The sequence below is a fragment of the Pantoea coffeiphila genome (assembly GCF_016909495.1).
Classification (GTDB): Bacteria; Pseudomonadota; Gammaproteobacteria; order Enterobacterales; family Enterobacteriaceae; genus Erwinia; species Erwinia coffeiphila.
The window spans coordinates 132,828-154,776 of record NZ_JAFBFW010000006.1; the positions used below are offsets into that span (position 1 = coordinate 132,828).

At 58.0% G+C, this 21,949-nt stretch carries 22 protein-coding genes and 1 pseudogene; 9 read left to right on the plus strand and 14 right to left on the minus strand.

Annotation, left to right across the window (positions count from 1 at the left end; all coding sequences use genetic code 11):
* Positions 1-42: 42 nt before the first annotated feature.
* Both JOE09_RS19390 and JOE09_RS19395 read right to left on the minus strand, forming a co-directional pair.
* Positions 43-720 (minus strand): type 1 glutamine amidotransferase domain-containing protein, encoded by a 678-nt coding sequence (locus JOE09_RS19390; protein WP_205066911.1) that lies wholly within the window; start codon positions 718-720, stop codon positions 43-45.
* 112 nt (positions 721-832) lie between these two features.
* Positions 833-1,891, minus strand: a complete 1,059-nt coding sequence (locus tag JOE09_RS19395) for a YeiH family protein (RefSeq protein WP_205066912.1) — start codon at positions 1,889-1,891, stop codon at positions 833-835.
* A gap of 413 nt (positions 1,892-2,304) precedes the next feature.
* On the opposite strand from JOE09_RS19395, the gene JOE09_RS19400 reads away from it, so the two are divergent.
* Entirely contained in the window at positions 2,305-3,051 is a 747-nt protein-coding gene (locus JOE09_RS19400; protein ID WP_200547267.1) for a GntR family transcriptional regulator, read from the plus strand.
* Here JOE09_RS19400 and JOE09_RS19405 read toward each other — a convergent pair.
* The 4 genes from JOE09_RS19405 to JOE09_RS19420 all read right to left on the minus strand — a co-directional run bounded on the left by JOE09_RS19405 (position 3,038) and on the right by JOE09_RS19420 (position 6,892).
* A complete protein-coding gene (locus JOE09_RS19405) occupies positions 3,038-4,033 on the minus strand; it encodes an Ldh family oxidoreductase (protein WP_205066913.1) in 996 nt (331 codons plus the stop codon). The genes JOE09_RS19400 and JOE09_RS19405 overlap by 14 nt on opposite strands.
* On the minus strand, positions 4,030-5,337 hold the full coding sequence (gene dctA / locus JOE09_RS19410) for a C4-dicarboxylate transporter DctA (RefSeq protein ID WP_205066914.1): 1,308 nt from the start codon (positions 5,335-5,337) through the stop codon (positions 4,030-4,032). The genes JOE09_RS19405 and dctA overlap by 4 nt, the downstream gene beginning before the upstream one ends.
* Before the next feature lie 98 nt (positions 5,338-5,435).
* Positions 5,436-6,605 carry a UxaA family hydrolase gene (locus JOE09_RS19415; protein WP_200547270.1) on the minus strand — a complete coding sequence of 390 codons (1,170 nt, stop codon included), beginning with the start codon at positions 6,603-6,605 and terminating at the stop codon, positions 5,436-5,438.
* Between the two features lie 2 nt (positions 6,606-6,607).
* A complete protein-coding gene (locus JOE09_RS19420) occupies positions 6,608-6,892 on the minus strand; it encodes a UxaA family hydrolase (RefSeq protein ID WP_105591934.1) in 285 nt (94 codons plus the stop codon).
* 404 nt (positions 6,893-7,296) lie between these two features.
* Between JOE09_RS19420 and hpsN the strand changes: the two genes are divergently transcribed.
* From hpsN to JOE09_RS19440, 4 genes are read left to right on the plus strand one after another with little or no spacing between them, the layout of a single operon-like run.
* Positions 7,297-8,610 (plus strand): sulfopropanediol 3-dehydrogenase, encoded by a 1,314-nt coding sequence (gene hpsN, locus JOE09_RS19425; protein ID WP_205066915.1) that lies wholly within the window; start codon positions 7,297-7,299, stop codon positions 8,608-8,610.
* A 9-nt stretch (positions 8,611-8,619) separates the two neighbouring features.
* Positions 8,620-9,375: an SDR family NAD(P)-dependent oxidoreductase gene (locus JOE09_RS19430; RefSeq protein ID WP_205066916.1), complete on the plus strand. Its 756-nt coding sequence runs from the start codon at positions 8,620-8,622 to the stop codon at positions 9,373-9,375.
* Positions 9,376-9,405: 30 nt separating this feature from the next.
* Entirely contained in the window at positions 9,406-10,734 is a 1,329-nt protein-coding gene (locus tag JOE09_RS19435) for an MFS transporter (RefSeq protein ID WP_205066917.1), read from the plus strand.
* A 6-nt stretch (positions 10,735-10,740) separates the two neighbouring features.
* On the plus strand, positions 10,741-11,748 hold the full coding sequence (locus tag JOE09_RS19440; protein ID WP_205066918.1) for an alcohol dehydrogenase catalytic domain-containing protein: 1,008 nt from the start codon (positions 10,741-10,743) through the stop codon (positions 11,746-11,748).
* Between the two features lie 16 nt (positions 11,749-11,764).
* Here JOE09_RS19440 and JOE09_RS19445 read toward each other — a convergent pair.
* Positions 11,765-11,869 (minus strand): annotated as a pseudogene (locus JOE09_RS19445) (MOFRL family protein); the annotation flags it as partial.
* A 67-nt stretch (positions 11,870-11,936) separates the two neighbouring features.
* On the opposite strand from JOE09_RS19445, the gene JOE09_RS19450 reads away from it, so the two are divergent.
* Positions 11,937-12,098, plus strand: a complete 162-nt coding sequence (locus JOE09_RS19450; protein WP_205066919.1) for a hypothetical protein — start codon at positions 11,937-11,939, stop codon at positions 12,096-12,098.
* 42 nt (positions 12,099-12,140) lie between these two features.
* Here JOE09_RS19450 and JOE09_RS19455 read toward each other — a convergent pair whose 3' ends face one another.
* Together JOE09_RS19455 and JOE09_RS19460 are read right to left on the minus strand one after the other, a co-directional pair.
* Positions 12,141-12,422 (minus strand): type II toxin-antitoxin system RelE/ParE family toxin, encoded by a 282-nt coding sequence (locus JOE09_RS19455; protein WP_205066920.1) that lies wholly within the window; start codon positions 12,420-12,422, stop codon positions 12,141-12,143.
* The gene (locus tag JOE09_RS19460; protein WP_105591929.1) at positions 12,415-12,657 is read right to left on the minus strand and encodes a type II toxin-antitoxin system ParD family antitoxin; all 243 of its coding nucleotides are present in this window, start codon (positions 12,655-12,657) and stop codon (positions 12,415-12,417) included. The genes JOE09_RS19455 and JOE09_RS19460 overlap by 8 nt, the downstream gene beginning before the upstream one ends.
* A 296-nt stretch (positions 12,658-12,953) precedes the next feature.
* On the opposite strand from JOE09_RS19460, the gene JOE09_RS19465 reads away from it, so the two are divergent.
* The gene (locus JOE09_RS19465; protein ID WP_205066921.1) at positions 12,954-13,829 is read left to right on the plus strand and encodes a helix-turn-helix domain-containing protein; all 876 of its coding nucleotides are present in this window, start codon (positions 12,954-12,956) and stop codon (positions 13,827-13,829) included.
* A gap of 44 nt (positions 13,830-13,873) precedes the next feature.
* Here the strand turns inward: JOE09_RS19465 and JOE09_RS19470 are convergent, their stop codons facing one another.
* Both JOE09_RS19470 and iolG read right to left on the minus strand, forming a co-directional pair.
* Positions 13,874-14,833 (minus strand): sugar phosphate isomerase/epimerase family protein, encoded by a 960-nt coding sequence (locus tag JOE09_RS19470; protein ID WP_200547288.1) that lies wholly within the window; start codon positions 14,831-14,833, stop codon positions 13,874-13,876.
* Positions 14,834-14,835: 2 nt separating this feature from the next.
* Positions 14,836-15,837, minus strand: coding sequence for an inositol 2-dehydrogenase (iolG, locus tag JOE09_RS19475; RefSeq protein WP_205066922.1), 1,002 nt, complete (start codon positions 15,835-15,837; stop codon positions 14,836-14,838).
* 664 nt (positions 15,838-16,501) lie between these two features.
* Here iolG and JOE09_RS19480 point away from each other — a divergent pair.
* Positions 16,502-17,935 (plus strand): sugar porter family MFS transporter, encoded by a 1,434-nt coding sequence (locus JOE09_RS19480; RefSeq protein ID WP_205066923.1) that lies wholly within the window; start codon positions 16,502-16,504, stop codon positions 17,933-17,935.
* 123 nt (positions 17,936-18,058) lie between these two features.
* Positions 18,059-18,646 carry a TetR/AcrR family transcriptional regulator gene (locus tag JOE09_RS19485; protein WP_205066924.1) on the plus strand — a complete coding sequence of 196 codons (588 nt, stop codon included), beginning with the start codon at positions 18,059-18,061 and terminating at the stop codon, positions 18,644-18,646.
* A 21-nt stretch (positions 18,647-18,667) separates the two neighbouring features.
* Here JOE09_RS19485 and JOE09_RS19490 read toward each other — a convergent pair whose 3' ends face one another.
* The 3 genes from JOE09_RS19490 to JOE09_RS19500 are packed head-to-tail and all read right to left on the minus strand — an operon-like array spanning position 18,668 to position 21,922.
* Positions 18,668-20,152: an FGGY family carbohydrate kinase gene (locus tag JOE09_RS19490; protein ID WP_205066925.1), complete on the minus strand. Its 1,485-nt coding sequence runs from the start codon at positions 20,150-20,152 to the stop codon at positions 18,668-18,670.
* Positions 20,149-21,099 carry a transketolase family protein gene (locus JOE09_RS19495; RefSeq protein WP_205066926.1) on the minus strand — a complete coding sequence of 317 codons (951 nt, stop codon included), beginning with the start codon at positions 21,097-21,099 and terminating at the stop codon, positions 20,149-20,151. Before JOE09_RS19495 ends, JOE09_RS19490 begins: the two co-directional genes overlap by 4 nt.
* Positions 21,092-21,922, minus strand: a complete 831-nt coding sequence (locus JOE09_RS19500) for a transketolase (RefSeq protein WP_105591919.1) — start codon at positions 21,920-21,922, stop codon at positions 21,092-21,094. Before JOE09_RS19500 ends, JOE09_RS19495 begins: the two co-directional genes overlap by 8 nt.
* Between the last annotated feature and the right edge of the window lie 27 nt (positions 21,923-21,949).

Sequence of the window (21,949 nt, forward strand, 5' to 3'; positions counted from 1 at the left end):
TTTCGTGGTTTAAAGCCGAGAATGCTTGCTTAATATGAGTGTTTAGCCCAGTTTTTTCAGCAGCGCCTTCGCCACATCTTCCGAGCTGGCCGGGTTCTGGCCGGTGATCAGATTGCCATCTTCCACCACGAACGGGGCCCAGTCGGCACCTTTCTGATAGTGTGCGCCTGCGGCAATAAATTCATCCTCAATCAGGAAAGGCACCACGTCGGTCAGCTGCACCGCCGCTTCTTCACTGTTGCTGAAGCCGGTCACCTGTTTGCCCTGAACGCGCGGTGCGCCGCCGGTGGATTTCACGTGGCGCAGCACGCCCGGCGCGTGGCAGACAAAGCTGATGGGCTTAGCGGCGCGATCAAAGGCTTCAATCAGCGCAATGGAGTCGGCGGATTCGGCCAGATCCCACAGCGGGCCGTGGCCGCCGGGATAAAATACCGCATCAAAGTCCTGCTGATTGACCGTCTCCAGCTTCACGGTGCTGGCCAGTGCCTGCTGCGCCGCGCTGTCGGCCTTAAAGCGGTCGGTCATTGCCGTTTGAAAATCCGGCAGATCGCTTTTCGGGTCCAGCGGCGGCTGGCCACCGGCAGGCGAGGCCAGCACCACCTCAGCGCCCGCGTCTTTAAAGACGTAGTAGGGCGCAGCAAATTCTTCCAGCCAGAAGCCGGTTTTCTCACCGGTGTTACCCAGCTCGGTGTGTGAGGTCAGTACCATTAAAATTTTCATTACGGGTTCTCCGGTGATGAGGCAAGTAGCGGTTATTGACTAAGCATAGCCGCCACAGCGGGGATCGCCCGGGCAGAGAATAGTGAGCGGGTGGCACGCAATACTTTACGCCTTAAGCCAGCGCGTGGTGCACCAGCAGATTGATTGCGCCACCGCCGACGATCAGCCAGATAAACAGGAACAGTCCCAGAGCAAACGGGCGGGTTCCGGCCTTCATCAGCTGGCTGATACGCGTGCTCAGCCCCAGTGCCGCCATTGCCATCGCCAGCATGACGTTATCCAGGCTGTTGATGGCGGCCACCACAGGCAGCGGCAGCAGGTGGAACGAGTTAAACATCGCCACCACAATAAACATCAGGGCAAACCACGGGAAGACGATGCGCTGTGCCGTTGTGCCGCTCTCCGCTGTGCCACGGCTGATAAAGATGCTCAGCACCAGCAGAAACGGGGCCAGCATCATCACACGCAGCATTTTGGCAATCACCGCTGCGTTTTCAGTTTCAGGGCTGACGGCGTGGCCCGCGGCTACCACCTGGGCAACTTCATGCATGGTTGACCCGGTATACACCCCAAACTGGGTGGCCGAGATGCCCGGGATCAGTGAGGCAATGTGATGCCAGATCCACGGATAGAGGAAGATCCCGACGGTCCCGAAGATCACCACGGTGGCGACCGCGACGGCAACCTTTGACGATTCCGCTTTCACCACCGGGGCCGTAGCCAGTACCGCCGCCGCGCCGCAGATGCTGCTGCCCGCACCGATCAGCCACGCGGTCTGGCGATCGATACCGAGCAGGCGCGACCCCATATAGCTGGCAATCAGAAAGGTGCTGCTGAGCATCACCACATCGACCACCACACCACTCAGTCCAACATCCATCACCTGCTGAAAGGTCAGCCGGAAGCCGTAGAAGATAATGCCCAGCCGCAGCAGCTTCTGCTTGGCGAACTGTACGCCCTCATCGCACTGCGGGTGCAGCAGGGGATAAACCGTGTTGCCGAGCACGATGCCCACGATAATCGCCAGGGTCAGTGCCCCGAGCCCGAGTCCTGACATCACCGGCTGGTTACCCAGCCACGCGGTGCCGAGGGCAATGGCCAGCGTGAGCAGAATGCCGGGAATAAAGCGTTTAGCCGTGTGTGAATACTGTACCAGCGGAATGTCGGTCATGGTTCTCTCCTCATATATAGGACTGAGGATGCGACTAATCGGTTTGAAAAAACAATTTATTATATCGTTATAACCAATCTGAATATCAGGTAAACGTACAGTTTTCAGGGTAATTGACGGTGGTACCGACAGGGTAATGCGTATTTAAGATGAGGCTGTTAGATGGATTATTGTTATCAAATACAGTTTTTTAGTTAAGTTTCATGCCTTTTTAGCCATGGGTAATGCCACGACTAATGGAGGCGGATTTGCCAAAAATAATCAACCAGGGCAATAATCGACCGGGTTCACAATTCCAGTGAAATCTTCGTTTTTGCCCGATATTTGAACGCGGAAAGATGCCTGCTACTCCTGTATATGTCATAGTATGACTGTCAATATTATTCAGCGCCTGTAGGACGGAGGAAGACAGTATGAATCAGGATATTTCATCATCCGCTGAAGTGAAATCGGCGATTTTCCAGCCGCTTTACCTGCAAATCAGCCAGCTGCTGCTGGAAAGAATTGCCTCCGGCGAGTGGCCTGCGGGCACCTATATTCCCAGTGAAGCCAGCCTGGCCGACGCCTATAACGTCAGTATCGGCACGCTGCGCAAGGCGCTGAACGAGCTGGTGAGTAACAACGTGGTGATCCGCTATCAGGGCAAAGGCACGGTGGTGGCCGCCCATGATTCGGACAGCGCACTGTTTCGCTTCTTTAACGTGCTGCGCGAAAACGGTGAACGCTCGCTGCCGCTGTCTCGAGTGCTGGCGCGGCATTTACGCTCCGCCTCCGCAGAAGAAGCGGCGGCACTGGATATTGCGCCGGGCAGCAAGGTGATTCATATCTGGCGGGTGCGCGATCTCGACGGGGCACCGGCAATACTGGAGCACGTCTACGTGGATGCGGCGCGTTTCCCCGGCATGGACCGTGAACCGGAGATCCTGCCGAATACGCTCTATCAGCTGTATCAGCAAAAGTACGCCTGCACGGTGGCTAACGCCCATGAACAGATCAAAGCGGTGAATGCCGGGCCGGACGAGGTACTGCATCTTGAGGCCGCTGAAGGCGAAGCGCTGCTGCGCATCTGGCGTACGGCAAGGGATTTTCAGGATAAACCGGTTGAGTACCGCGTTTCCACCGTACTCACCCGGCATCACGCCTACGTTAACCAGCTCTGAGGCGCAACTGTTCCAGCAGCGTGGCGGGCAAATCCAGCGTCTCGCCGTGCTGCCTGGCCAGAGCCTGGCGTCGTTCACCGGGCAGCCTTACGCCCGGCTGCTCCAGCATCGCGCGGAACAGCAACTCGCTGTGCTGCAAATAACCCGCTGAGAAAAAGGCCGGATTGAGCAGCAGCAGCAGCTGGGCGATGTGCGGCGGTTCACCTTCGGCGCTGAAGAATGAGCTGGCCTGGAAGCCAAAGTGGCTACCGGTCAGGCCCGCCGTCAGCAGCTCCACCATCAGCGCCAGCGCGGCGCCCTTGGCCCCTCCTGCCGGTGCCATGCTGCCCGCCAGCGCGGCGTCCGCGTCCTGAGTCGGGTTGCCCTGGCGATCGATAGCCCAGCCCAGCGGGATCGTTTCCTTTCTCTGGCTGGCCAGCATGATTTTGCCGCGCGCCACTTCCGACAATGACAGGTCGATCACCAGCGGTTCTTCCTGCTCGCGCGGTGAGGCAAACGCCACCGGGTTGGTGCCGTACAGCGGCGCATTGCCGCCCCACGGGGCCATCGCCGCCGGGCCGTTACTGAATGCCAGACAAAGTAATCCCTGCCGCGCGGCCTGTTCGGCGTAGTAGCCCGCCATGCCAAAGTGATGCGAATGACTGACCGCCACGCTGACGATGCCGAACTCCTGCGCCAGGGCGATGCCGCGATCCAGGCCGCGCTGCACGGCCGGGAAGGCCAGACCGGAATCAGCATCGACGTTCACCACCGCACCGCGCTGGCTGACGGATGGCCTGGCGAGGGCGTTCAGTTTGCCGCTAACCAGCTGGTCGAGGTAGTAGGGCAGCCGCGCAAAGCCGTGGGAGGGAATGCCTGCCCGCTCGGCGGCCATCAGCGCCGCGCAGGTTTCGGCGGCGGCCTGAACCTCCACCCCCAGCTTCACCAGCGCGCGTTGCCCCAGGCTGGCGAGGTCGTTCAGGGCAATCGTTTCATGGCTCATCGTATTGTGCTTCCTTCTTCTTCGGTATCGGGGAGTGGCGTATCCGGCAGGACAATTTTACCGGGACCGGCCCTGAGCTGTTCCTGCGCCAGGGCCAGATCCAGCTTGTTTTCCCAGCGGGCGATCACCAGCGTGGCCACCACGTTGCCGATCATATTGGTTACCGCACGCATTTCGTTCAGTATCCGGTCAATTCCCAGCACCAGCGTGATCCCGGCGAGGGGAATAATATTATGCGTTGCCAGGGTCGCGGTCAGCGCAATCAGCGCCGCCCCGGCCACGCCCGCCCCGCCTTTGGACGTCAGCAGCAGGATCAGCAGCAGGCCCATCTGCTGCCACAGGGTAAGGTCCGTATTGGTGGCCTGGGCGATAAACAGCGATGTCATGGTGAGATAGATCGCCGCGCCGTCCAGATTAAAGGAATATCCGGTGGGAAGCACCAGGCCAACGATGGCACGGTCGCAGCCCAGCTTTTCCATCTTCACCATCAGGCGTGGCAGCACCGATTCGGTGGTCGAGGTGCCCAGCACAATCAGCAGCTCCTCGCGGAAGTAAACAATCAGCCGCCACATGCTGACGCCGACCAGTTTGCAGATCAGACCCAGCACGCCGCCGATAAACAGGAAGCTGGTGATATACAGGCAGACGATCAGCATGCCGAGATGCTGTAGCGAGGTCAGGCCGTATTTACCAACGGTAAAGGCAATTGCGCCAAACGCGCCGAGCGGGGCCAGCCGCATAATCAGTTCGACGATGCGCATCAGCACCTCGCCGCACTGCTCAATGGTTTTAGTCAGGAAGGCACTGCGGTTGGAGGCCAGCGACAGCGCCACGCCAAACAGTACGGAAAACAGCAGCACCTGTAGCAGATTACCCTGCGCAAAGGCACCGATTACCGAATCGGGGATGATCTGCTCAAGGAAGCCTTTACTGTGTTCGCTGACGTTAACGTAGTGGCTCATCGCACTGTCGTCCAGCTTCGTGGCATCCACGTTCATCCCCTTGCCGGGCTGCATCACGTTGGCCACCACCATGCCGATAATCAGAGCCAGCGTGGTGATTAACTCAAAGTAGAGCAGGGTTTTGCCGCCCACTTTGCCGACATGTTTCAGGCTCTCCATGCGGGCAATACCAATGGCTACGGTACAGAAAATCACTAAGGTGACTACCATCTTGATCAGGCGGATAAAGGTGTCGCCAAGGGGTTTCATCTGAACGGCTAAATCAGGAAACGCGTACCCCACAGCAACTCCGGCGACCAGGCCGATGAGAACCTGGACGTACAGGTGCTTGAGAAATCGCATGCGGTTGTCCTCGCAGTGCCTGACGGCGGCGAACCGGTGAGGATCAGCGCCGCAGGCGATCGGGAAAGCAAAGCCCGCCGGGATCGGCGGGCGGGAGATTACGCACTTTCAAAGATACGGGTCAGAACGAACTCTCTGTGGCCCAGCGCCTCGGCGGCGGTCAGGCGGCCGTTGGCGGTGCGCATCAGGCACTCCAGCAGCGCATCGCCCGCGCCGTCCATGGTCATTTCCCGGCGCAGCAGGGCGGACACGTCAACATCGACATGTTCAGACATCGTCCGCACGGTGCGCGGGTTCGCGCAGATCTTAATTACCGGCAGGATCGGGTTGCCGATTACGTTCCCCTGGCCGGTGGGGAAGAAGTGCGCCACATAGCCCGCTGCGGCACAGAGCGTGACCATCTCGGCTGCGGCTGAAGAGGAATCCATAAACCACAGCCCCGGCCCGGTCGGCGTTTCGGCCTTATCCAGCACGCCGTCCACGGAGCACTTTTTGCCGATTTTCTGGATATTGCCCAGCGCTTTCTCTTCAATGGTGGTCAGGCCGCCCTCGATATTGCCTTTGGTCGGCTGCGATTCGGAGAGATCGCTGGTCTTCCAGCGGTCAATCATTGCGCTGTAGCGATCGAACATGAACTGGAACTTCGTCCGCACGTCGTCATTGATGCAGCGCGCGGCCACCAGATGTTCACCGCCGGTCAGCTCGGAGGTTTCCCCGAACAGCAGCGTATTGCCGTTGGCGTGCAGGCGATCGAACAGGTTACCGACCGACGGATTCGCCCCGCAGCCGGAGGTGGTATCCGACTCGCCGCACTTGGTCGACACCCACAGCTCGCTGATATCACAGGTTTCACGCTGCAGTTCTGAAGCGTACTGCGAGAATTCCCGCGCCTTACGCGATGCGGCGCAGATGGTGTTGTGATCGCCGTTCTGCTCAATCCAGAACCCCGCAACCGGTTTTCCCGTGGCTTTAATGCCGTCGACCACGCGCCGGGTCCAGCCCGGCTCGATGCCGATGACGATCACCGCCGCCACGTTCGGGTTGCAGCCGGTGCCGATCAGCGTACGGAAGTGCAGTTCCAGATCTTCACCAAACTGCAGGCGGCCGTACGGATGCGGCAGCGCAATCGTGCCTTTAATGTTGTTGGCCACCGCTTCCGCTGCCGCGTTGGAGATATCATCCACCGGTAGCACTATCACATGGTTGCGAATACCCACACGGCCGTTTTCGCGACGATAGCCTGCAAACTTGCTTCCCTGGATTTCCATAGTTACCACCTTTTGGTTTTAACGTTGTGAACGTGAAGATGCTCGCCCTGTTTAATAGCCGCCACCACGCGGCCAATGTCTTCGCCGTATTTGATCACCGTGTCATCCACGGCCAGATCGCGAATGGCTAACTTATGGCCAATCGGGATGGCATCCTTCACCGCAAATTCGATCGTTTTGTTTTGATCCATGATCCAGCCCGTCAGCTTCTGGCCTGCTTCCACGCCTTCCACCACTACGACCCCGACAGAATCGCCATCATCGTGTACGACAAAATCGATACTCATAACCGCCTCCGTTGTTTGAACAATAATGCAACTCATGTATATGACATATATTACATGACTTAATTAAAGCAAAATTTTTTCCGCGCAGGCTTAATTTTTTGCGAGGGACTTCACGAATAAAGGCCGATTGAGCCAGGGACAAGCAATGGCAAAGACTTAACAAAGCTAAATCGATTAAATCGATGATTGATATAACTTTATTAATTAGGTGATAACAAAAACGGCTTAAAATGTGATCGCGCATAAACTTCTGACGCATGAAGCCGATCGCGATCACTTTTTGTTCGATTGTTTTTTGCGCTTCGGGGAAATGCTCATTATAGATATAGCTAAGTCATATATATGACACAGGAGTATCGACGCGATGAACAGCCGTCGGGCACACTTAAACCTCGGAGATGCGTATGTCAGTAACCTGGTTAAAAAAAGCAACGAAGACGCCGGAGTCCAATACTTCAGAAGCCCGTCGGGTGGTTGAAGAGATGCTCACGACGATTAAGGCCGAAGGGGAAGAGGCGGTGCGCCGCTATGCCCACTCGCTGGATAAATGGAGCGGTGAGATTGTTCTGACCCCGGAGCAGATTGCGGCGCAGATACGTGAAGTCCCCGCCGACGTTCGGCGTGATATCGACTACGCCATCGAGCAGGTTTACACCTTTGCCTGCGCGCAGCGTGAGTCGGTGAAAGATATTGAAGTGACGCTGCCTTCCGGGCTGATCGCCGGGCAGAAAGTGCTGCCGGTGAATACTGTCGGCTGCTACGCCCCGTCGGGCCGCTATGCCCACATCGCCTCAGCCTATATGGGCGTGGCGACGGCCAGAGCCGCCGGGGTGAAAAATATCATCGCCTGCTCCGGGCCGTATCTCGGCCAGTCGATCCATCCCTGCGTGCTTTACGCCTTTCACCGCGCGGGAGCCAGCACCATTATGACCCTTGGCGGCGTTCAGGCGATTTCCAGCATGGCGTGGGGGCTGTTTACCGGTACGCCTGCCGATGTGGTGGTAGGGCCGGGCAATAAATTTGTTGCCGAAGCCAAGCGCACGTTGTTCGGTCAGGTGGGGATCGATGTGTTTGCCGGGCCGTCGGAAGTGGCGGTGATTGCCGACGACAGCGCCGATCCCCGCGTGGTGGCCTGCGATCTGGTCGGCCAGGCGGAGCACGGGCATGAATCGCCCGCATGGCTGTTCACCACCTCCCGCCCGCTGGCCGAGGCGGTGATGCAGGAAGTCCCCCGCCTGATTGACCTGCTGCCGCCGGTGGCGCGCGATGCGGCGAGCTGCGCGTGGCGTGACTACGGCGAAGTGATCCTCTGCGACAGCCGTGAAGAGGTGGTGGCGATCTCCGACCGCTATGCCTCCGAGCATCTGGAAGTGCATACCCGCGATCTGAACTGGTGGCTGGAATCGCTAAGCTGCTACGGCTCGCTGTTCCTCGGGGAAGAAACCACCGTGGCCTTCGGCGATAAGTGCAGCGGGCCTAACCACGTGCTGCCGACCAAAGGCGCGGCGCGCTACTCCGGCGGTCTGTCGGTACATAAATTCCTCAAAACGCTGACCTGGCAGCGTATGCCGCGTGAAGCCGTCCCGCAAATCGGCGAGGCCACCGCGCGTATATCGCGTCTGGAAGGGATGGAAGCCCACGCCCGCACCGCCGAAATCCGCCTGGAAAAATATTTCCCCGGCACCGCATTCCAGCTCGGTACGCCGGTGACGCGCTAAGGAGAATTCATGCATATTGCATCCTTATTTGATTTACAGGGCAAAACGGCACTGGTCACCGGCGGCGGCAGCGGGATTGGCGCGGCGATGGCGGAGGCGTTAGCCCGGGCCGGTGCCTCGGTGATCCTTGCCGCCCGCCGCGAAGGGCAGCTGGCCGAAACGGCGCAGCGGCTGAATCAGCTGGGTCCAACGGCGCGCTACTACTGTGCCGACGTCAGCAGCGTTAGTGACATCAATTCCCTGGCGGCGCAGTGCGGCGCGGTGGATATCCTGGTCAATACGGCAGGGATTAATCTGCGGCAGCCGTTCGAAGAGGTCAGCGAAGCCGCCTGGGACCAGCAGCTGGCGCTGCATCTGAAAGCGCCGTTTTTCCTGACCCAGGCGCTGGCCCCGGGCATGGCGCAGCGCGGCTGGGGGCGGATTATCAACATCGCCTCGCTACAGTCTCTGCGCGCCTTTGACAACAGCGCACCCTACGGCGCGGGTAAGGGCGGCGTTGTGCAGCTGACGCGAGCCATCGCCCAGCGCTGGGGGCGTGACGGCGTGACCTGTAACGCCATCGGCCCCGGATTTTTCCCCACGGCGCTGACCGGGCCGGTTTTTGCCAGTGATGAACTGCGCGAGCGCCATGCGGCCCGAACCTGCCTGGGGCGAAACGGCGAGATGGCCGACCTGCACGGCGTCACGCTGTTTCTTGCCAGCCAGGCCAGCGCCTACATCACCGGGCAAACATTGATGGTCGACGGCGGCTACAGCGCCGTCTGACCCTGACTTACCAGCGCAGAGGAACACACTATGCAACAGCCAGCCAGCGGTAACCTGCGGCGCGTCACGGTGTCGAGCCTGTTCGGATCGACGATCGAGTGGTACGACTTTTTCCTGTACGGCACCGTCGCCGGGATGGTGTTTAACAAACTCTATTTCCCGGAGGGCGATCCCTTTATCACCACGCTGCTTTCTTACGGCGTGTTTGCCATCGGCTTTTTAACCCGTCCGCTGGGGGCCATCATTTTTGGTCACTTCGGCGATACGCTGGGCCGCAAAAAAATGCTGATCCTGACGCTGGTGATTATGGGCGGGGCGACGGTGTTTATCGGTCTGATACCCAGCTATCACCAGATCGGGCTGTGGGCACCGTGCCTGCTGGTGCTGTGTCGCCTGATTCAGGGGATTGGCCTGGGCGGAGAGTGGGGTGGTGCGGTGCTGATGACCTATGAATCCGCACCGGAAAAACACCGGGCCTTCTTTGCCAGTATCCCGCAGATCGGCATGTCGCTCGGGCTGCTGCTGGCCTCGGGGGCGATCGGTCTGGCGTCATTCCTGCTGACGGATGAGGCGTTTATGTCCTGGGGCTGGCGCGTGCCGTTTCTGCTCAGCGGCGTGTTTGTGATTATCGGCACCTACATCCGCAACAACGTGGCGGAAACGGAAGACTTCCTTAAGGCTAAGGAGGCGCAGAAGGATAAGCCGAAGCGTATTCCGCTGGTGGAACTGTTCCGCAAGCATACCGGGCTGGTATTTACCTGCATGGGGATGCGGCTGATCGACGGCGTATTCTTTAATATTTTCGGCGTGTTCTCGCTGACGTGGCTGACCCAGACGCTGGATATTCCCCGGGGGCAGGCCATTGTGGCGATCCTCGCCAGCGCCTTTGTGATGAGCTTCTTTATTCCGTTCTGGGGCTATATGGCCGACCGCTACGGCCGCGCCAGAATATTCGCCATGGGCGCCACGCTCTCCGGGCTGTCTGCTTTCCCGGCGTTTGCGCTGATGCACGGCCATGCGGATAACATCTGGATCGTCTGGGCATCGATTGTTATCCCGTTCGGCATTTTTCATGCGGCGGTATTCGGCACGCTGTCGTCGGTGTACTCGGACTGCTTCGACGCCTCGGTGCGCTATACGGGCATTTCGTTTGCCTATCAGATTTCCGGCGTCTTTGCCGGTGGCCTGACGCCGGTGCTGGCGACGATTTTCTCCGAGATGCTGGGCGGCAAACCGTGGCTGATCTGCGCCTATGTGCTGATTATTGGCCTTGTCAGCGCGGCCTGCGCGCTCTATTTATGGCGTCGCACCCACGGTGCCGGTCGTCTGGCGATGGGCCAGACCTTAACGATGAAGTGAGGAACGATGAAAGCATTAGTTTATACCCAGCCTTACCGGGTCAGCGTTGAGGAACGCCCTTATCCCCAGCTGGAGGATGGCAGCGAGCTGGTGCTGATCCGCATCGGGGCCGCCGGAATATGTGGTTCGGATATGCACGCCTTTCACGGCAGCGATCCGCGTCGTCAGCCGGGGCTGGTCCTCGGCCACGAGCTGGCGGGCGAGGTGGTGGAAAGTCAGTCCGCGCGTTTCCGCATTGGTGACCGGGTCACGGCCAATCCGCTGATCGTCTGCGGACAGTGCGAATTCTGCCGCCAGGGACGCGATAATCTGTGCAGCGACCGCCATATGGTGGGCATGGACTGGGCGGGCGCGTTTGCCGAGTTTATGAAGATCCCCGCCCGCTCGGTGGTGAAACTGCCCGATGGCCTGTCGGTGCAGCACGCCGCCCTGACGGAACCCGCCGCCACGGTCGTCCACGCGCTGAAGCTGACCCAGCGCACGCTGCACCTGCCGCTGGCGGAAACGCGGGCGCTGGTGATTGGAGGCGGCGCTATCGGCCTGCTGACGGTACTGGTGCTGCGCGCCTGGGGCTGCCGGGATATCACCCTGGCGGAAACCAACGGCCTGCGGCGGGAGGCGGCGGTGCGGCATACCGGCTGCGTGGGCATCAATCCGCTGGAAACCCCGGTTGAAGAAGCGCAGATGCAGCTGGTGGTCGATGCGGTCGGTGCGGCTCCGACACGGCAGAAGGCACTACAGGCGGTGAAACCGGGTGGGGTGGTGATGCATATCGGCCTCCAGGCGTGGGCCAGCGAAATCGATATGCGCAAGCTGACGCTGGCGGAAATCACCCTGCTCGGCACCTATACCTACACGATGGATGATTTCTGCGTCACGCTGAAAATGCTGGGGGAAGGGGCGCTCGGGCCGCTGGACTGGGTGGAAACACGCCCGCTGGCGGAGGGCCAGCAGGCGTTTGACGATCTTGAATCGCAGCGGGTTTCGGCGGCGAAAATCCTGTTGATCCCCTGAGCCAGGGGATCGTTCTTCAGGCAATCAGAATCACGCGAATGTCGTTAACGTTGGTCAGCGTCGGGCCGGTGATCAGCAGATCGCCGGTGGCGTGGAAGTAGCTGTAGCTGTCGTGGGCATCTTCAAAGCAAAGGCCAGTCTGAGCATAAACCCGGTATTGCGCCCGCCTTGTCGTCTGCTGCTGCAATATGAACGGTGACAAGGTGGCCTATATCCCGCTGGTTCTGGACGAACAGAGCAAGGGGCTGCCTCTAAGCGTGGCGTGGCAAAAGGGGAACGAGGATGAATATCTGCGGGATATGCTGCGGCTATTGAACGAGCATAAAGGGGCGTTGACCGGGGGGCTGTAACCGGTCTGCGGAGAAAGCGTGTTTGTGGTCGGATCTGCCGGATTACAGATGGCTGATGTGATTCATCTGCTGGTGCAGGATGCGTACGATCAATATGTCTGAATCCCGGATGGCATAAAAGATGCTGTGTTGCTGAAATTCAATGCGCTTGATATTCGGTACCGCCGGGTAATCACGGCCCATTTCAGGCATGCTGGCCAGGGTATGAAAGAATGCTTCCAGCGTTTCGGTGTAGCTGTCTGCCTGAGACTCGCCGAAATTTAACCACGTATAATCATAGATATCGGTGAAATCTTCAGCCGCACGTTGGGTGAGCTTATACACGGTGCTTTAATTTCCGTTGTTCTGCAATTTCCGTCAGCGTCAGTTCGCTTTCGCCGCTTTCCAGCCCGGCAACAACGGCCTGGCGGAGCAGTTCATCGCTCGCTTCTTGTTTTTCAAGCAGCCTTAATGCTGAACGCATCACTTCACTGGTGGAACCGTATCGACCACTCTCAATCAGGCGGTTGATAAATAATTCCAGCTGTTCGCCGATTGTTACGCTGGTTGTTCTGGCCATAATGCCCCCTGTGTGAATTATTAACACAATAATAGAAATGCGTCGGGAGTACGTCAACCGTGGATTATCTCAGCCCGCTGCACTGCATTTAACGCTGCCCTTCTGAGTGTGACTCTTATCACGTAAAAGCAATTTTTAACCATTTTGGATATCAGCATAATTATCTAAGTCATTTATTTCATAACCTTAGAGTAATAGTTGCCACAACTTCCCGCCTTGCAACTTCTGCATATTCAGAGAGAATAACCTGACCCTGCCAGCGCTACGCGCTGTGAAAATAATAATGTGAGGCTGTTATGCTGACCCACTGCCAGGATGACGTCACCGTCTATCCCGATTACGCCGCGCACACCGCGCCTAAACTGCTGTTTGTCTGTAAAACCCAGGGCGAAGAGTCCGCCATCCCGCGCGTTATGCATAAGCATGATGGCCGGCTGGAAATCATGTTTGTGGCCAGAGGCAGCGGCCAGTACCTGATCGGCGGCCGCCAGTACCTTGCGCAGCAGGGTGATATCCTGATTTTTAACCAGGGCGTGGTTCACGATGAACGTCCCCATGTCAGCGAGGATTCGCTGATTTACAGCTGCGGCATCAGCCAGCTGCATATCGACGGGCTGCCTGAAAATCATCTGATTGGCCGCGATAAAAGCGCGGCGATCGCCGCAGGGGAACAAAGCCAGGCGCTGTGTGGCCTGTTTGATGCGCTTTGTGCGCAAATTTTTAATAATGAGCGCCACCACGGGGTGGTCACGCATCACCTGCTGAATGCGATTGTGGTGATCTGTCGCAATATCTGCCTGGCGCGCCATGAACAGCTGGAAAAAACCGATGCCTCGCAGGGGCTTTTGATCAAGCAGTTTATCGATGAGCACTACAAAGAGCCGATTAACCTGGAGTCGATTATGGCGGCGTCCGGGATCTCCCGTTTCTATCTGATCCATCTGTTCAAGAAATTCTCCGGCTACACTCCCAAGCAGTACCTGATCCGGCGTCGGGTGGGGGAAGCACAGTCGCTGCTGGTAAACACCGATATGGATGTCACCACCATTGCCGGTGAGGTGGGCTATGAGAGCGTTAACAACTTCCATCGGGTATTTAAAATGGTGGTCGGCATTCCGCCAACGCAGTACAAAAAGCTGTGGATGGAGGGGATTCAGGTAAAGGCGGGATAACGAGAAAGCCCGCCGTGCGGCGGGCTGAGGTTGCTGTCTGTGGATCAGATAGCCGGTAACACGTAGTCTGACTTCTCAATGGTCGCCGTGCGCTTCAGCAGATTCACTGACTTAATCACGCCTTCCATCCGCGACAGATTCATATCTTCATGCTCGATACTCAGGGTCAGATCCGGGCTGGCAAAATGCGCCAGATGGTAGCAGAAGGCATTCCACCACGGTTCCGTCTGGCCGTAGCCCAGCGTCACGTAGGACCAGCTGCGCTCGCGGCTCTGCGTCATCGGGCGGTTATCCAGCGCCGTGGCGGTGGCGCGGTTAACCGTGTCGATAAAGGTATCCTTGGCGTGAACGTGATAGATCATACTGCCCGCCTGGCGAATAAACGCCAGCGGATCGCCGCCCATCCACATAATGTGGCTCGGGTCGAAGTTCAGTCCCACCACGTCCCCGGTAATCTCGCGCAGCTGCAGGAAGGTCGGCAGGTTGTACGCCAGCTGCTGGCCGTGCAGTTCAATGCAGATTTTTACGCCGTAGGTGCGCGCCGCCTCGGCGGTTTTGCGCCAGTAGCCTTCGGCCACTTCCCACTGATGTTTCAGGATGGTCTGCGTTTCCGGTGGCCATGAAGTGACAATCCAGTTGGGATAGCTGTCGCCCGGCGCGCCCGGCAGGCCGGACATGGTGATGACGTTTTCCACACCCAGCAGGTTAGCCAGCTCCAGGGTTTTATACAGGCAATCGGAGTGGATCTTGCCGGTTTCACCCGGATGCATCGGGTTGCCGTTAGCGTTCAGTGCGGAGAGCGTCAGCCCGTTATCGTCCAGCTTGCTCTTCAGTTCCGCCCGGGCGTAGGTGCTGGAAAGCAGTTTTTCCAGGTTGAGGTGCGGGGCCGTTGACCAGTTGCCGGTGGCGAACTCGATGCAGTCCAGCTTCAACTCCGCCGCGGTTTTGATCACCTCATCCACCGGGAGATGGGCGAGGCTGTCAGACACTAATCCGATTTTCATTTTTATCCCTCCAGGTTAACGCTAACGACTTTCTGCGTTTTAAACGATTCGATCGCCGCTTCGGCCAGCAGCAGCGCGCGCAGTCCGTCATCCGCATTGGTCGGCACCGGGCGGTTTTCTTTCAGCGCGGCAACGAAGGCTTTCCACTGCTCGCTGAACGCTTCCTGATAGCGCTCAAGGAAGAAGTGCAGCGGCTTCTGTGCCTGTGCGCCGAACTCTTCAGTCACTTTCACCAGCGTGGTGGTCGGCACGTTGTGAACGTACAGGCAGCCTTTCTGGCCGTGCGCCTCAATGCGCTGATCGTAGCCATAGCCTGAACGGCGGCTGTTATTGATCACCGCAATCTTGCCGGAGGCGGTTTGCAGGGTGATCACCGCCGTATCGACATCCCCGGCAGCTTTGACCGTCGGGCTGACCAGCGCAGAGGCGATAGCCGATACCGATACCGGCTCTTCGCCCAGCTGGAAGCGCGCCATATCGAAATCGTGAATGGTCATATCGCGGAACATCCCGCCGGAAACCAGCAGGTAGTCGTCCGGCAGCGGCGACGGATCGCGCGAGCAGATTTGCAGATGTTCCAGTTCACCAATCTCGCCGCCGCGAAGAGCGCGGTTAAGGTGGGCGTGGTTTGGATCGAAACGGCGGTTAAAGCCAATCATAAACGGCACGCCGAGCGCTTTGATTTCAGCCACGCAGGACTTCACGCGCTCAATATTCAGGTCGATCGGCTTCTCGCAGAAAATCGCCTTGCCGGCGCGGGCGGCCTGCAGGGAAAAACCGGCATGGGTATCGGTGGAGGTGGCAACCAGCACCACGTCAACCTGCGGGTCGGCAATCGCTTCATCTGCTGAGAGTACGCGAGCGGCATACTTTTCGGCGAGGGTTGACGCCGCCTCGGCGTATATATCCGATACGGAATAAAGCGTGGTGTCCGGATGGTCATGAATATGGCGAGCGTGAACCTGAGCAATGCGCCCGGCACCTAATAAAGCAACTTTTAGCATGTTAAACCTCAGCAGAATGGAATTAAGTGCAAAAACGTTTGCCCTTAGAGCAACTTTTAATAGTGAGAGAAAGAACGGCAGCCAATGGTATTTATTCTTCCCTCATGCACAGGGCCAAGAATATATCTGCGGATTTTACGTTTCAATATATTTTATCGTGGAATTTTTATTTTGTTATGGCGGTAACATTTCTCGCTGGGTGCGAAAAATTGCTGTGAGATAACTTGTTGTTGAATATATATAAAAGCATCCTGTCGTCGTAAATTTGCCCTAAATCCATGGCGAAAATAGTGTTAAATTGGCGTTTCAATGAGGCAACCACTGTGATGTAAATGTTTATTTTTAGATCTTGAATTCAACAAGTTTACCTATAAAATGGATTAAAATCATGATCTTGTGTCATTAATGGTTTTGGTGGTTTTTTGTGCGCAATGCCGATCTTTGTGAAAGACCTCACAGCTCTTCACTGCTTTCTGCCGCAGAGCAATTTCTATCATTGGAATATAAATTTCATTCGTGATTAATAATAGAACAAACGGCGTGGGATGTGCGTCGTTTAAAAAATGACTTACTGACGTTGGTATTTGTACCTGAAAACAGGCAGCCATTAATAACCTCAATACGCTGCCTGACATTATCTGACTACCAGGATGAGATAATCACGATGGAAGAAAAACTGGCTCGACAGAATATAGCCACGCACGATCAATCCTCCGGGAAAAATATAAAACGCATTACGCTGGTGTCGACGATTGGCGGTTTGTGTTTTGGCTACGATACCGGAGTGATTTCCGGCGCATTACTGTTTATGAACCGCGATCTGGGGCTGAGCCCGGCAGCAGAAGGGTTTATTACTTCTTCGCTGCTGTTTGGTGCGGCGTTTGGCTCGCTGTTTGGCGGCATGCTGTCCGACCGCCAGGGACGCAGGAAAAATCTGCTGTGGGTGGCGATTATCTTTATCTTCGGCGCGCTGGCAACGGCGGTAGCCTGGGACGTTCCCTCCATGCTGGCGGCGCGCTTTATTCTCGGGCTGGCCGTGGGCTGCGCCTCGGTAACCGTGCCGGTCTATATTGCCGAACTGGCCCCGGCCAACCAGCGAGAACGGCTGGTGACGGTGAACGAGCTGATGATCGTCACCGGCCAGTTTCTGGCCTACTCGGTTAACGCCGGGATCGTCAACGCGTATCCCGAACTGAGCCACAACTGGCGCATTATGCTGGCTATCCCGGCGATCCCCGGCGTGCTGCTGTGGTTCGGTATGATGATGATGCCGGAGTCGCCGCGATTCTTCCTGCAGCGCGGCAAAGAGAAAGAGGCGCGCAGGGTGCTGTCAATGGTGCGCCAGCCGGAAGAGGTGGAGAAAGAGATTGCCGATATTCGTCAGATTATCGCGCTGGATGCCAGCGGTCCGAGCATTCGGGAGGAGCTGAGCAAGAAATGGGTGATTAAGCTGATCCTGATTGGCCTGATGATCGTACTCGCAACCCGCGTTACCGGGGTGAATACCATCATGTACTATGCACCGAGCGTGCTGAAATCTACCGGCTTAGGTGATGCCGCCGCCGTTACCGCTGCCGTCGCCAATGGGCTGATCTCGATTATCGCCACCGTGCTGGGCATGGCAATCATCGGCAAAATCCCCCGACGAAAAATGTTCCTCAGCGGCCAGATTGCCGTGACGCTGGTGCTGGTGATGATTGGCCTGGCGTTCAAACTCTGCTTCCACTACGAAGATCACAACGGCGTAACTGTGTTGCAGGGTAACTTTGCCGGTGCGAGCTATATCATTCTGGCACTGATGTCGCTGTTCCTGGTGTTTATGCAGGGCTGGATTGCCCCGGTATTCTGGCTGATGCTGTCTGAAATCTATCCGCTGCGCATTCGCGGGCTGGGGATGGGTATTGCGGTATTTGGCCTGTTCGGTTTCGACTTTATTATCCAGTCGCTGTTCCCGATTATGCTCAACGCCTGGGGCGGCGGCTCGACCTTCGGCGTGTTTGCCCTGTGTAATGTGGTGATGCTGGTGCTGCTGTTTAAATACCTGCCGGAAACGCGCGGTCTGTCGCTGGAAGAAATTGAGAAGAAGTTCAGGGAGTAGACGAATCCTCCACAATTTACGCCAATAAACCCGGCCCCAGGCCGGGTTTTTCCGTATGACATCTTTTAGGCAGGGAAACATAATTATGTTACTGTATTGCATGATTTTTGCCACGGAGCCTCCATGAAAAACGCGACCCCGCCCATGCGAAAAGGTGAAAAGACCCGGGAACGATTGCTGGCGGTTTCCGCAACGCTGTTTGCAGAAAAACAGTTTCACGGCACCCGTATCAGCGACATCGTCAAAGCCGCAGGCGTCACGCAGCCCAGTTTTTACAGCTATTTCCAGAGCAAAGAAGAAATCTACAGTCTGCTGATCGATAAGTTCGATCGCGAGCTGGAAGAGCTGGTGGCTTCGATGCTGATCGATGCCTCGCTGCCGAAGGAAAACGTGCTGGAAAACGTGTCCGCCAGCTTCCTGCGCTATCTTGAATTTTTCCACCGCAACCGCGAACTGACGATGATCAGCCTTTTCCAGCAGCCGCAGGATCGGGAAACGCGCGATAAGCTGAAGCGCTGGATCGCGCGCAATATGCAGATTGAACAGCTGCGGGGTTTTTTCAGCCCGGATATTCCGGTGGAGATTATGGCGGACTGCTATCTCGGCGTGCTGCTGCAAACCATGCTGATTGCCACCGACGCGAAAGCGCTGCAACAAATCAGTGAGGAAAGAGGCCGCTTTATCTATGGCGGCCTGACGTTTCGGCGTTAACGCGGACTGGGTTCGCCAGCTTCAGCCAGGCTGGAAGCGGCAGCGGGCGATAGCATCCCGCCAGCCTGCGTAACTCTGCACCATCGCTTCAGCCTGTTCCGGCCTCGGCACGATCACCGCGCCGCCCTGTAGCGCGGCCAGATCTCGGCCATGCTGCCACCAGCCCAGCGCTTTCCCCGCCATCACCGCCGCCCCTAATGCAGAAACTTCAGGCGTCGGTGCGCAGCGCAGCGGGCGTTGCAGCACATCTGCCTGTAGCTGCAGCAGCCAGCGATTGGCGGTGGCACTGCCGTCAACGTAAAGCTCCGGCAGGGTATGACCGCAGGCCTGCTCCATGGCGAAGAACACATCCGCAATCTGGAACACAATCGACTCCAGCGCCACCCGCGCCAGCGTTTCCGGCGTGGCCGCATCGGTCAGGCCGCAGATCAGTCCGCGAGCCTTCAGATCCCACCAGGGTGCACCCAGGCCGGACAGCGCGGGCACAAAGTAAATCCCCTGGTTCGATTCGGCCGTTTTCGCCATCTCGGTCAGGCGGGTCGGGCTGTCGATGCCCAGCATCTTCGAAACCCAGGCCGCGCCTGAACCCGTATGGGTGATGTTGCCTTCCAGCGCATAGCGCAGGGTGCCGTCGTGCCAGGCCACCGTGGTGCTTAAACCGTATTCGTTCTGTACCGGGCGTTCGGTGGACATCATCAGCGACGATCCGGTGCCGTAGGTGGCTTTGATGGTGTCCACGCCGGGCCTGGCGCGCGCATACAGCGCGGCGTGGGAGTCACCAACGCGGGACAGCAGCGGCACGCCAGCAGATAGGCCCGCAGCGGCATCGGCGACGGTTTCACCGCAGGGTTCCGCCGACGCGACGGTTTCGGGCAGGGCGGCGCGCGGAATGTGGAACAGTTCCAACAGCTCGTCGTCCCAGTCTTTTTTCTCCAGGCTGTAGAGCTGAGTGCGGGCCGCGTTAGCATGGTCGGTGACGAACACCGCGCCGCCGCTCAGTCGCCAGCTCAGCCAGCTGTCGACGGTGCCGATGCACAGTTCACCGTTCTGCGCGCGACGATAGCCGTCCGCGATGGATTGCAGCATGCCGGTCAGCTTGGCAGCGGGGAACATCGGGTCAACCGCCAGTCCGGTGAGGGCGGTAATTCTGGCGTTCTGGCCGCTTTCCTGCAGCTGCTGACAAAAGGCTTCAGAACGACGATCCTGCCAGCTGATCAGTGGCGTAACGGGTTCGCCGGTTTTCCGCTCCCAGATCAGCACCGACTCACGCTGATTGCTGATGGCAATGCCCGCCACCGGTGCACCGCTCAGGCGGATACACTCTTCGATGGCATCCTTCACCGCCCGCCATATCTGCCAGGGGTCCTGCTCGGACCAGCCCGGCTGCGGGTGAGACAGCGAAAGAGGGCGGCTGCTGCGTGCCACCACCTCGCCTTCACCGTTGACCGCCAGGACTTTGGCGTTGGTCGTGCCTTCATCAATCGCCAGTATCACCGGTGAGGTCATACATTTTCTCCGCGAATAAGATGCTGTGCCGTGCGGGCGATGCCCTGCGCATCAATGCCCAGCCGGTCACGCGTTGCGGCGCGGTCGCCGGCGATCGCGTACTGCCCGTCCGCCAGACCCAGCCGTTTCAGGCGAATGCCCAGACCGTGTTCCGCCAGCACTTCCGCCACCAGGCTGCCGACGCCGCCGTTAACGTTATGTTCTTCAGCTGATACCACGTACGACACGTCTTTCAGCTGCTCAAACAGCGCCTGAGTATCGCACGGACGCACCGAAGACACGGAAATCACTTTGGCAGAAATACCCTGCTCGTTAAGGATCTCAGCCGCGTTGACCGCCTCATGTACCGTTGATCCCAGCGCCACCAGCGCCACGTCCGACCCCTCGCGAAGAGTATCGATTTTACCTGGTACAAAGGCGTAATCGTCGTCGTGCAGCACCGGAAGCGCTTTGCCATCCAGGCGGATGTAAACCGGCCCGGTATGGCGCAGGGCATAGTCGATGATTTTACGACATTCCACCGGGCAGGACGGCGCGTAGATTTCAATGTTGCCAAAGCCGCGCATGATGGCGATATCGTCGGTACTGTGATGGGTACTGGCCAGCGGGCCGTAGCTGGCACCGGCATTCAGCCCGAACAGCTTGACGTTGGTATTGTTATAGCAGACATCGACCTTAACCTGCTCGTTGGCGCGGGAAATCAGGAAGGGCGCGGCGTTACAGGTCACGGCGACTTTGCCGCCCAGCGCCAGGCCCGCGGCGGTGCCGACCAGGGTCTGTTCGGCGATACCGACGTTAACCAGCCTGCCGGGGAACGCTTTAACAAACGGGCTGATTTTTGCGGTTGAGGTGGAGTCGGCCACCACCGGAACCAGATCGATTCCCTCATTCACGGCGTCGATAAAGGCGTCAACCATCACGCTTGCCAGGTGTTCTGCATTACTCATCGTTCAGTTCCTCCAGCGCCAGCGCGATCTCTTCGCCTTTTGGCACGCGGTGATGCCATTCCGGCTGCCCCTGGATAAATGAGATCCCGAAGCCTTTTTCCGTATTGGCGATAATAACCTGTGGTTTTCCGGCGGGCTTTAAGCCTTCCAGCGTATCCACGACGTCCTGCATGTCGTTGCCCCGACACTCGGTAACATCCAGTCCAAAGGCACGCCATTTTTCCGCCAGCGGGTCGGTATTCAGGATGTCGCGCGTGGCACCGGCCAGCTGCAATTTATTTTTGTCGTTAATAATAATCAGGTTATCCAGCCCGTAATGGGCAGCGACCAGCGCGGCTTCCCAGTTACTGCCTTCGGCCAGTTCACCGTCCCCGGTGACCACAAAGATGCGGCGCGCGTGATTGCTCTTTTTCGCTGCCAGCGCCAGACCAACCGCAACCGGCAGGCCGTGGCCGAGCGCGCCGGTGTTCAGCTCGATCCCCGGGGTTTTTTGCCGTACCGGATGGCCCGGCAGGCGCGAGTCCGCGTGCTGATAGGTTGGCAGCCACTCGGTCGGAAAATATCCTGCTTCGGCGAGGACGCAATAATAGCCGCCCACCGCATGCCCTTTGGACTGGATATAGATATCCCGATCCTCTGAGTCCGTGCGGTCCGGGGCGCAGTTCAGCACGCGGAAATAGAGTGCCGTCAGGATTTCAACCTGCGACAGGTCCGCACCGGTGTGCCCACCCGCCGGGCTGTTGGCGTTCAGCTCAATGATACGGCGACGGACGGCGCGAGCCTTCTTCTGCAGTTCCGGTACATCATATCTGAAGGGATTCATCTGCTACTCCTGAATACTAATTCATGC

Excerpts from the sequence above, each read along its gene's own strand:
- JOE09_RS19465 (WP_205066921.1), top strand. The coding sequence starts at position 12,954 with ATGCTGACCCACTGCCAGGATGACGTCACCGTCTATCCCGATTACGCC.
- JOE09_RS19500 (WP_105591919.1), bottom strand. The coding sequence starts at position 21,922 with ATGAATCCCTTCAGATATGATGTACCGGAACTGCAGAAGAAGGCTCGC.
- JOE09_RS19490 (WP_205066925.1), bottom strand. The coding sequence starts at position 20,152 with ATGACCTCACCGGTGATACTGGCGATTGATGAAGGCACGACCAACGCC.
- JOE09_RS19480 (WP_205066923.1), top strand. The coding sequence starts at position 16,502 with ATGGAAGAAAAACTGGCTCGACAGAATATAGCCACGCACGATCAATCC.
- JOE09_RS19460 (WP_105591929.1), bottom strand. The coding sequence starts at position 12,657 with ATGGCCAGAACAACCAGCGTAACAATCGGCGAACAGCTGGAATTATTT.
- JOE09_RS19485 (WP_205066924.1), top strand. The coding sequence starts at position 18,059 with ATGAAAAACGCGACCCCGCCCATGCGAAAAGGTGAAAAGACCCGGGAA.
- JOE09_RS19395 (WP_205066912.1), bottom strand. The coding sequence starts at position 1,891 with ATGACCGACATTCCGCTGGTACAGTATTCACACACGGCTAAACGCTTT.
- JOE09_RS19440 (WP_205066918.1), top strand. The coding sequence starts at position 10,741 with ATGAAAGCATTAGTTTATACCCAGCCTTACCGGGTCAGCGTTGAGGAA.
- JOE09_RS19420 (WP_105591934.1), bottom strand. The coding sequence starts at position 6,892 with ATGAGTATCGATTTTGTCGTACACGATGATGGCGATTCTGTCGGGGTC.
- dctA (WP_205066914.1), bottom strand. The coding sequence starts at position 5,337 with ATGCGATTTCTCAAGCACCTGTACGTCCAGGTTCTCATCGGCCTGGTC.
- JOE09_RS19470 (WP_200547288.1), bottom strand. The coding sequence starts at position 14,833 with ATGAAAATCGGATTAGTGTCTGACAGCCTCGCCCATCTCCCGGTGGAT.
- JOE09_RS19415 (WP_200547270.1), bottom strand. The coding sequence starts at position 6,605 with ATGGAAATCCAGGGAAGCAAGTTTGCAGGCTATCGTCGCGAAAACGGC.
- JOE09_RS19430 (WP_205066916.1), top strand. The coding sequence starts at position 8,620 with ATGCATATTGCATCCTTATTTGATTTACAGGGCAAAACGGCACTGGTC.
- JOE09_RS19435 (WP_205066917.1), top strand. The coding sequence starts at position 9,406 with ATGCAACAGCCAGCCAGCGGTAACCTGCGGCGCGTCACGGTGTCGAGC.
- JOE09_RS19400 (WP_200547267.1), top strand. The coding sequence starts at position 2,305 with ATGAATCAGGATATTTCATCATCCGCTGAAGTGAAATCGGCGATTTTC.
- hpsN (WP_205066915.1), top strand. The coding sequence starts at position 7,297 with ATGTCAGTAACCTGGTTAAAAAAAGCAACGAAGACGCCGGAGTCCAAT.
- JOE09_RS19495 (WP_205066926.1), bottom strand. The coding sequence starts at position 21,099 with ATGAGTAATGCAGAACACCTGGCAAGCGTGATGGTTGACGCCTTTATC.
- JOE09_RS19450 (WP_205066919.1), top strand. The coding sequence starts at position 11,937 with ATGAACGGTGACAAGGTGGCCTATATCCCGCTGGTTCTGGACGAACAG.
- JOE09_RS19405 (WP_205066913.1), bottom strand. The coding sequence starts at position 4,033 with ATGAGCCATGAAACGATTGCCCTGAACGACCTCGCCAGCCTGGGGCAA.
- iolG (WP_205066922.1), bottom strand. The coding sequence starts at position 15,837 with ATGCTAAAAGTTGCTTTATTAGGTGCCGGGCGCATTGCTCAGGTTCAC.
- JOE09_RS19390 (WP_205066911.1), bottom strand. The coding sequence starts at position 720 with ATGAAAATTTTAATGGTACTGACCTCACACACCGAGCTGGGTAACACC.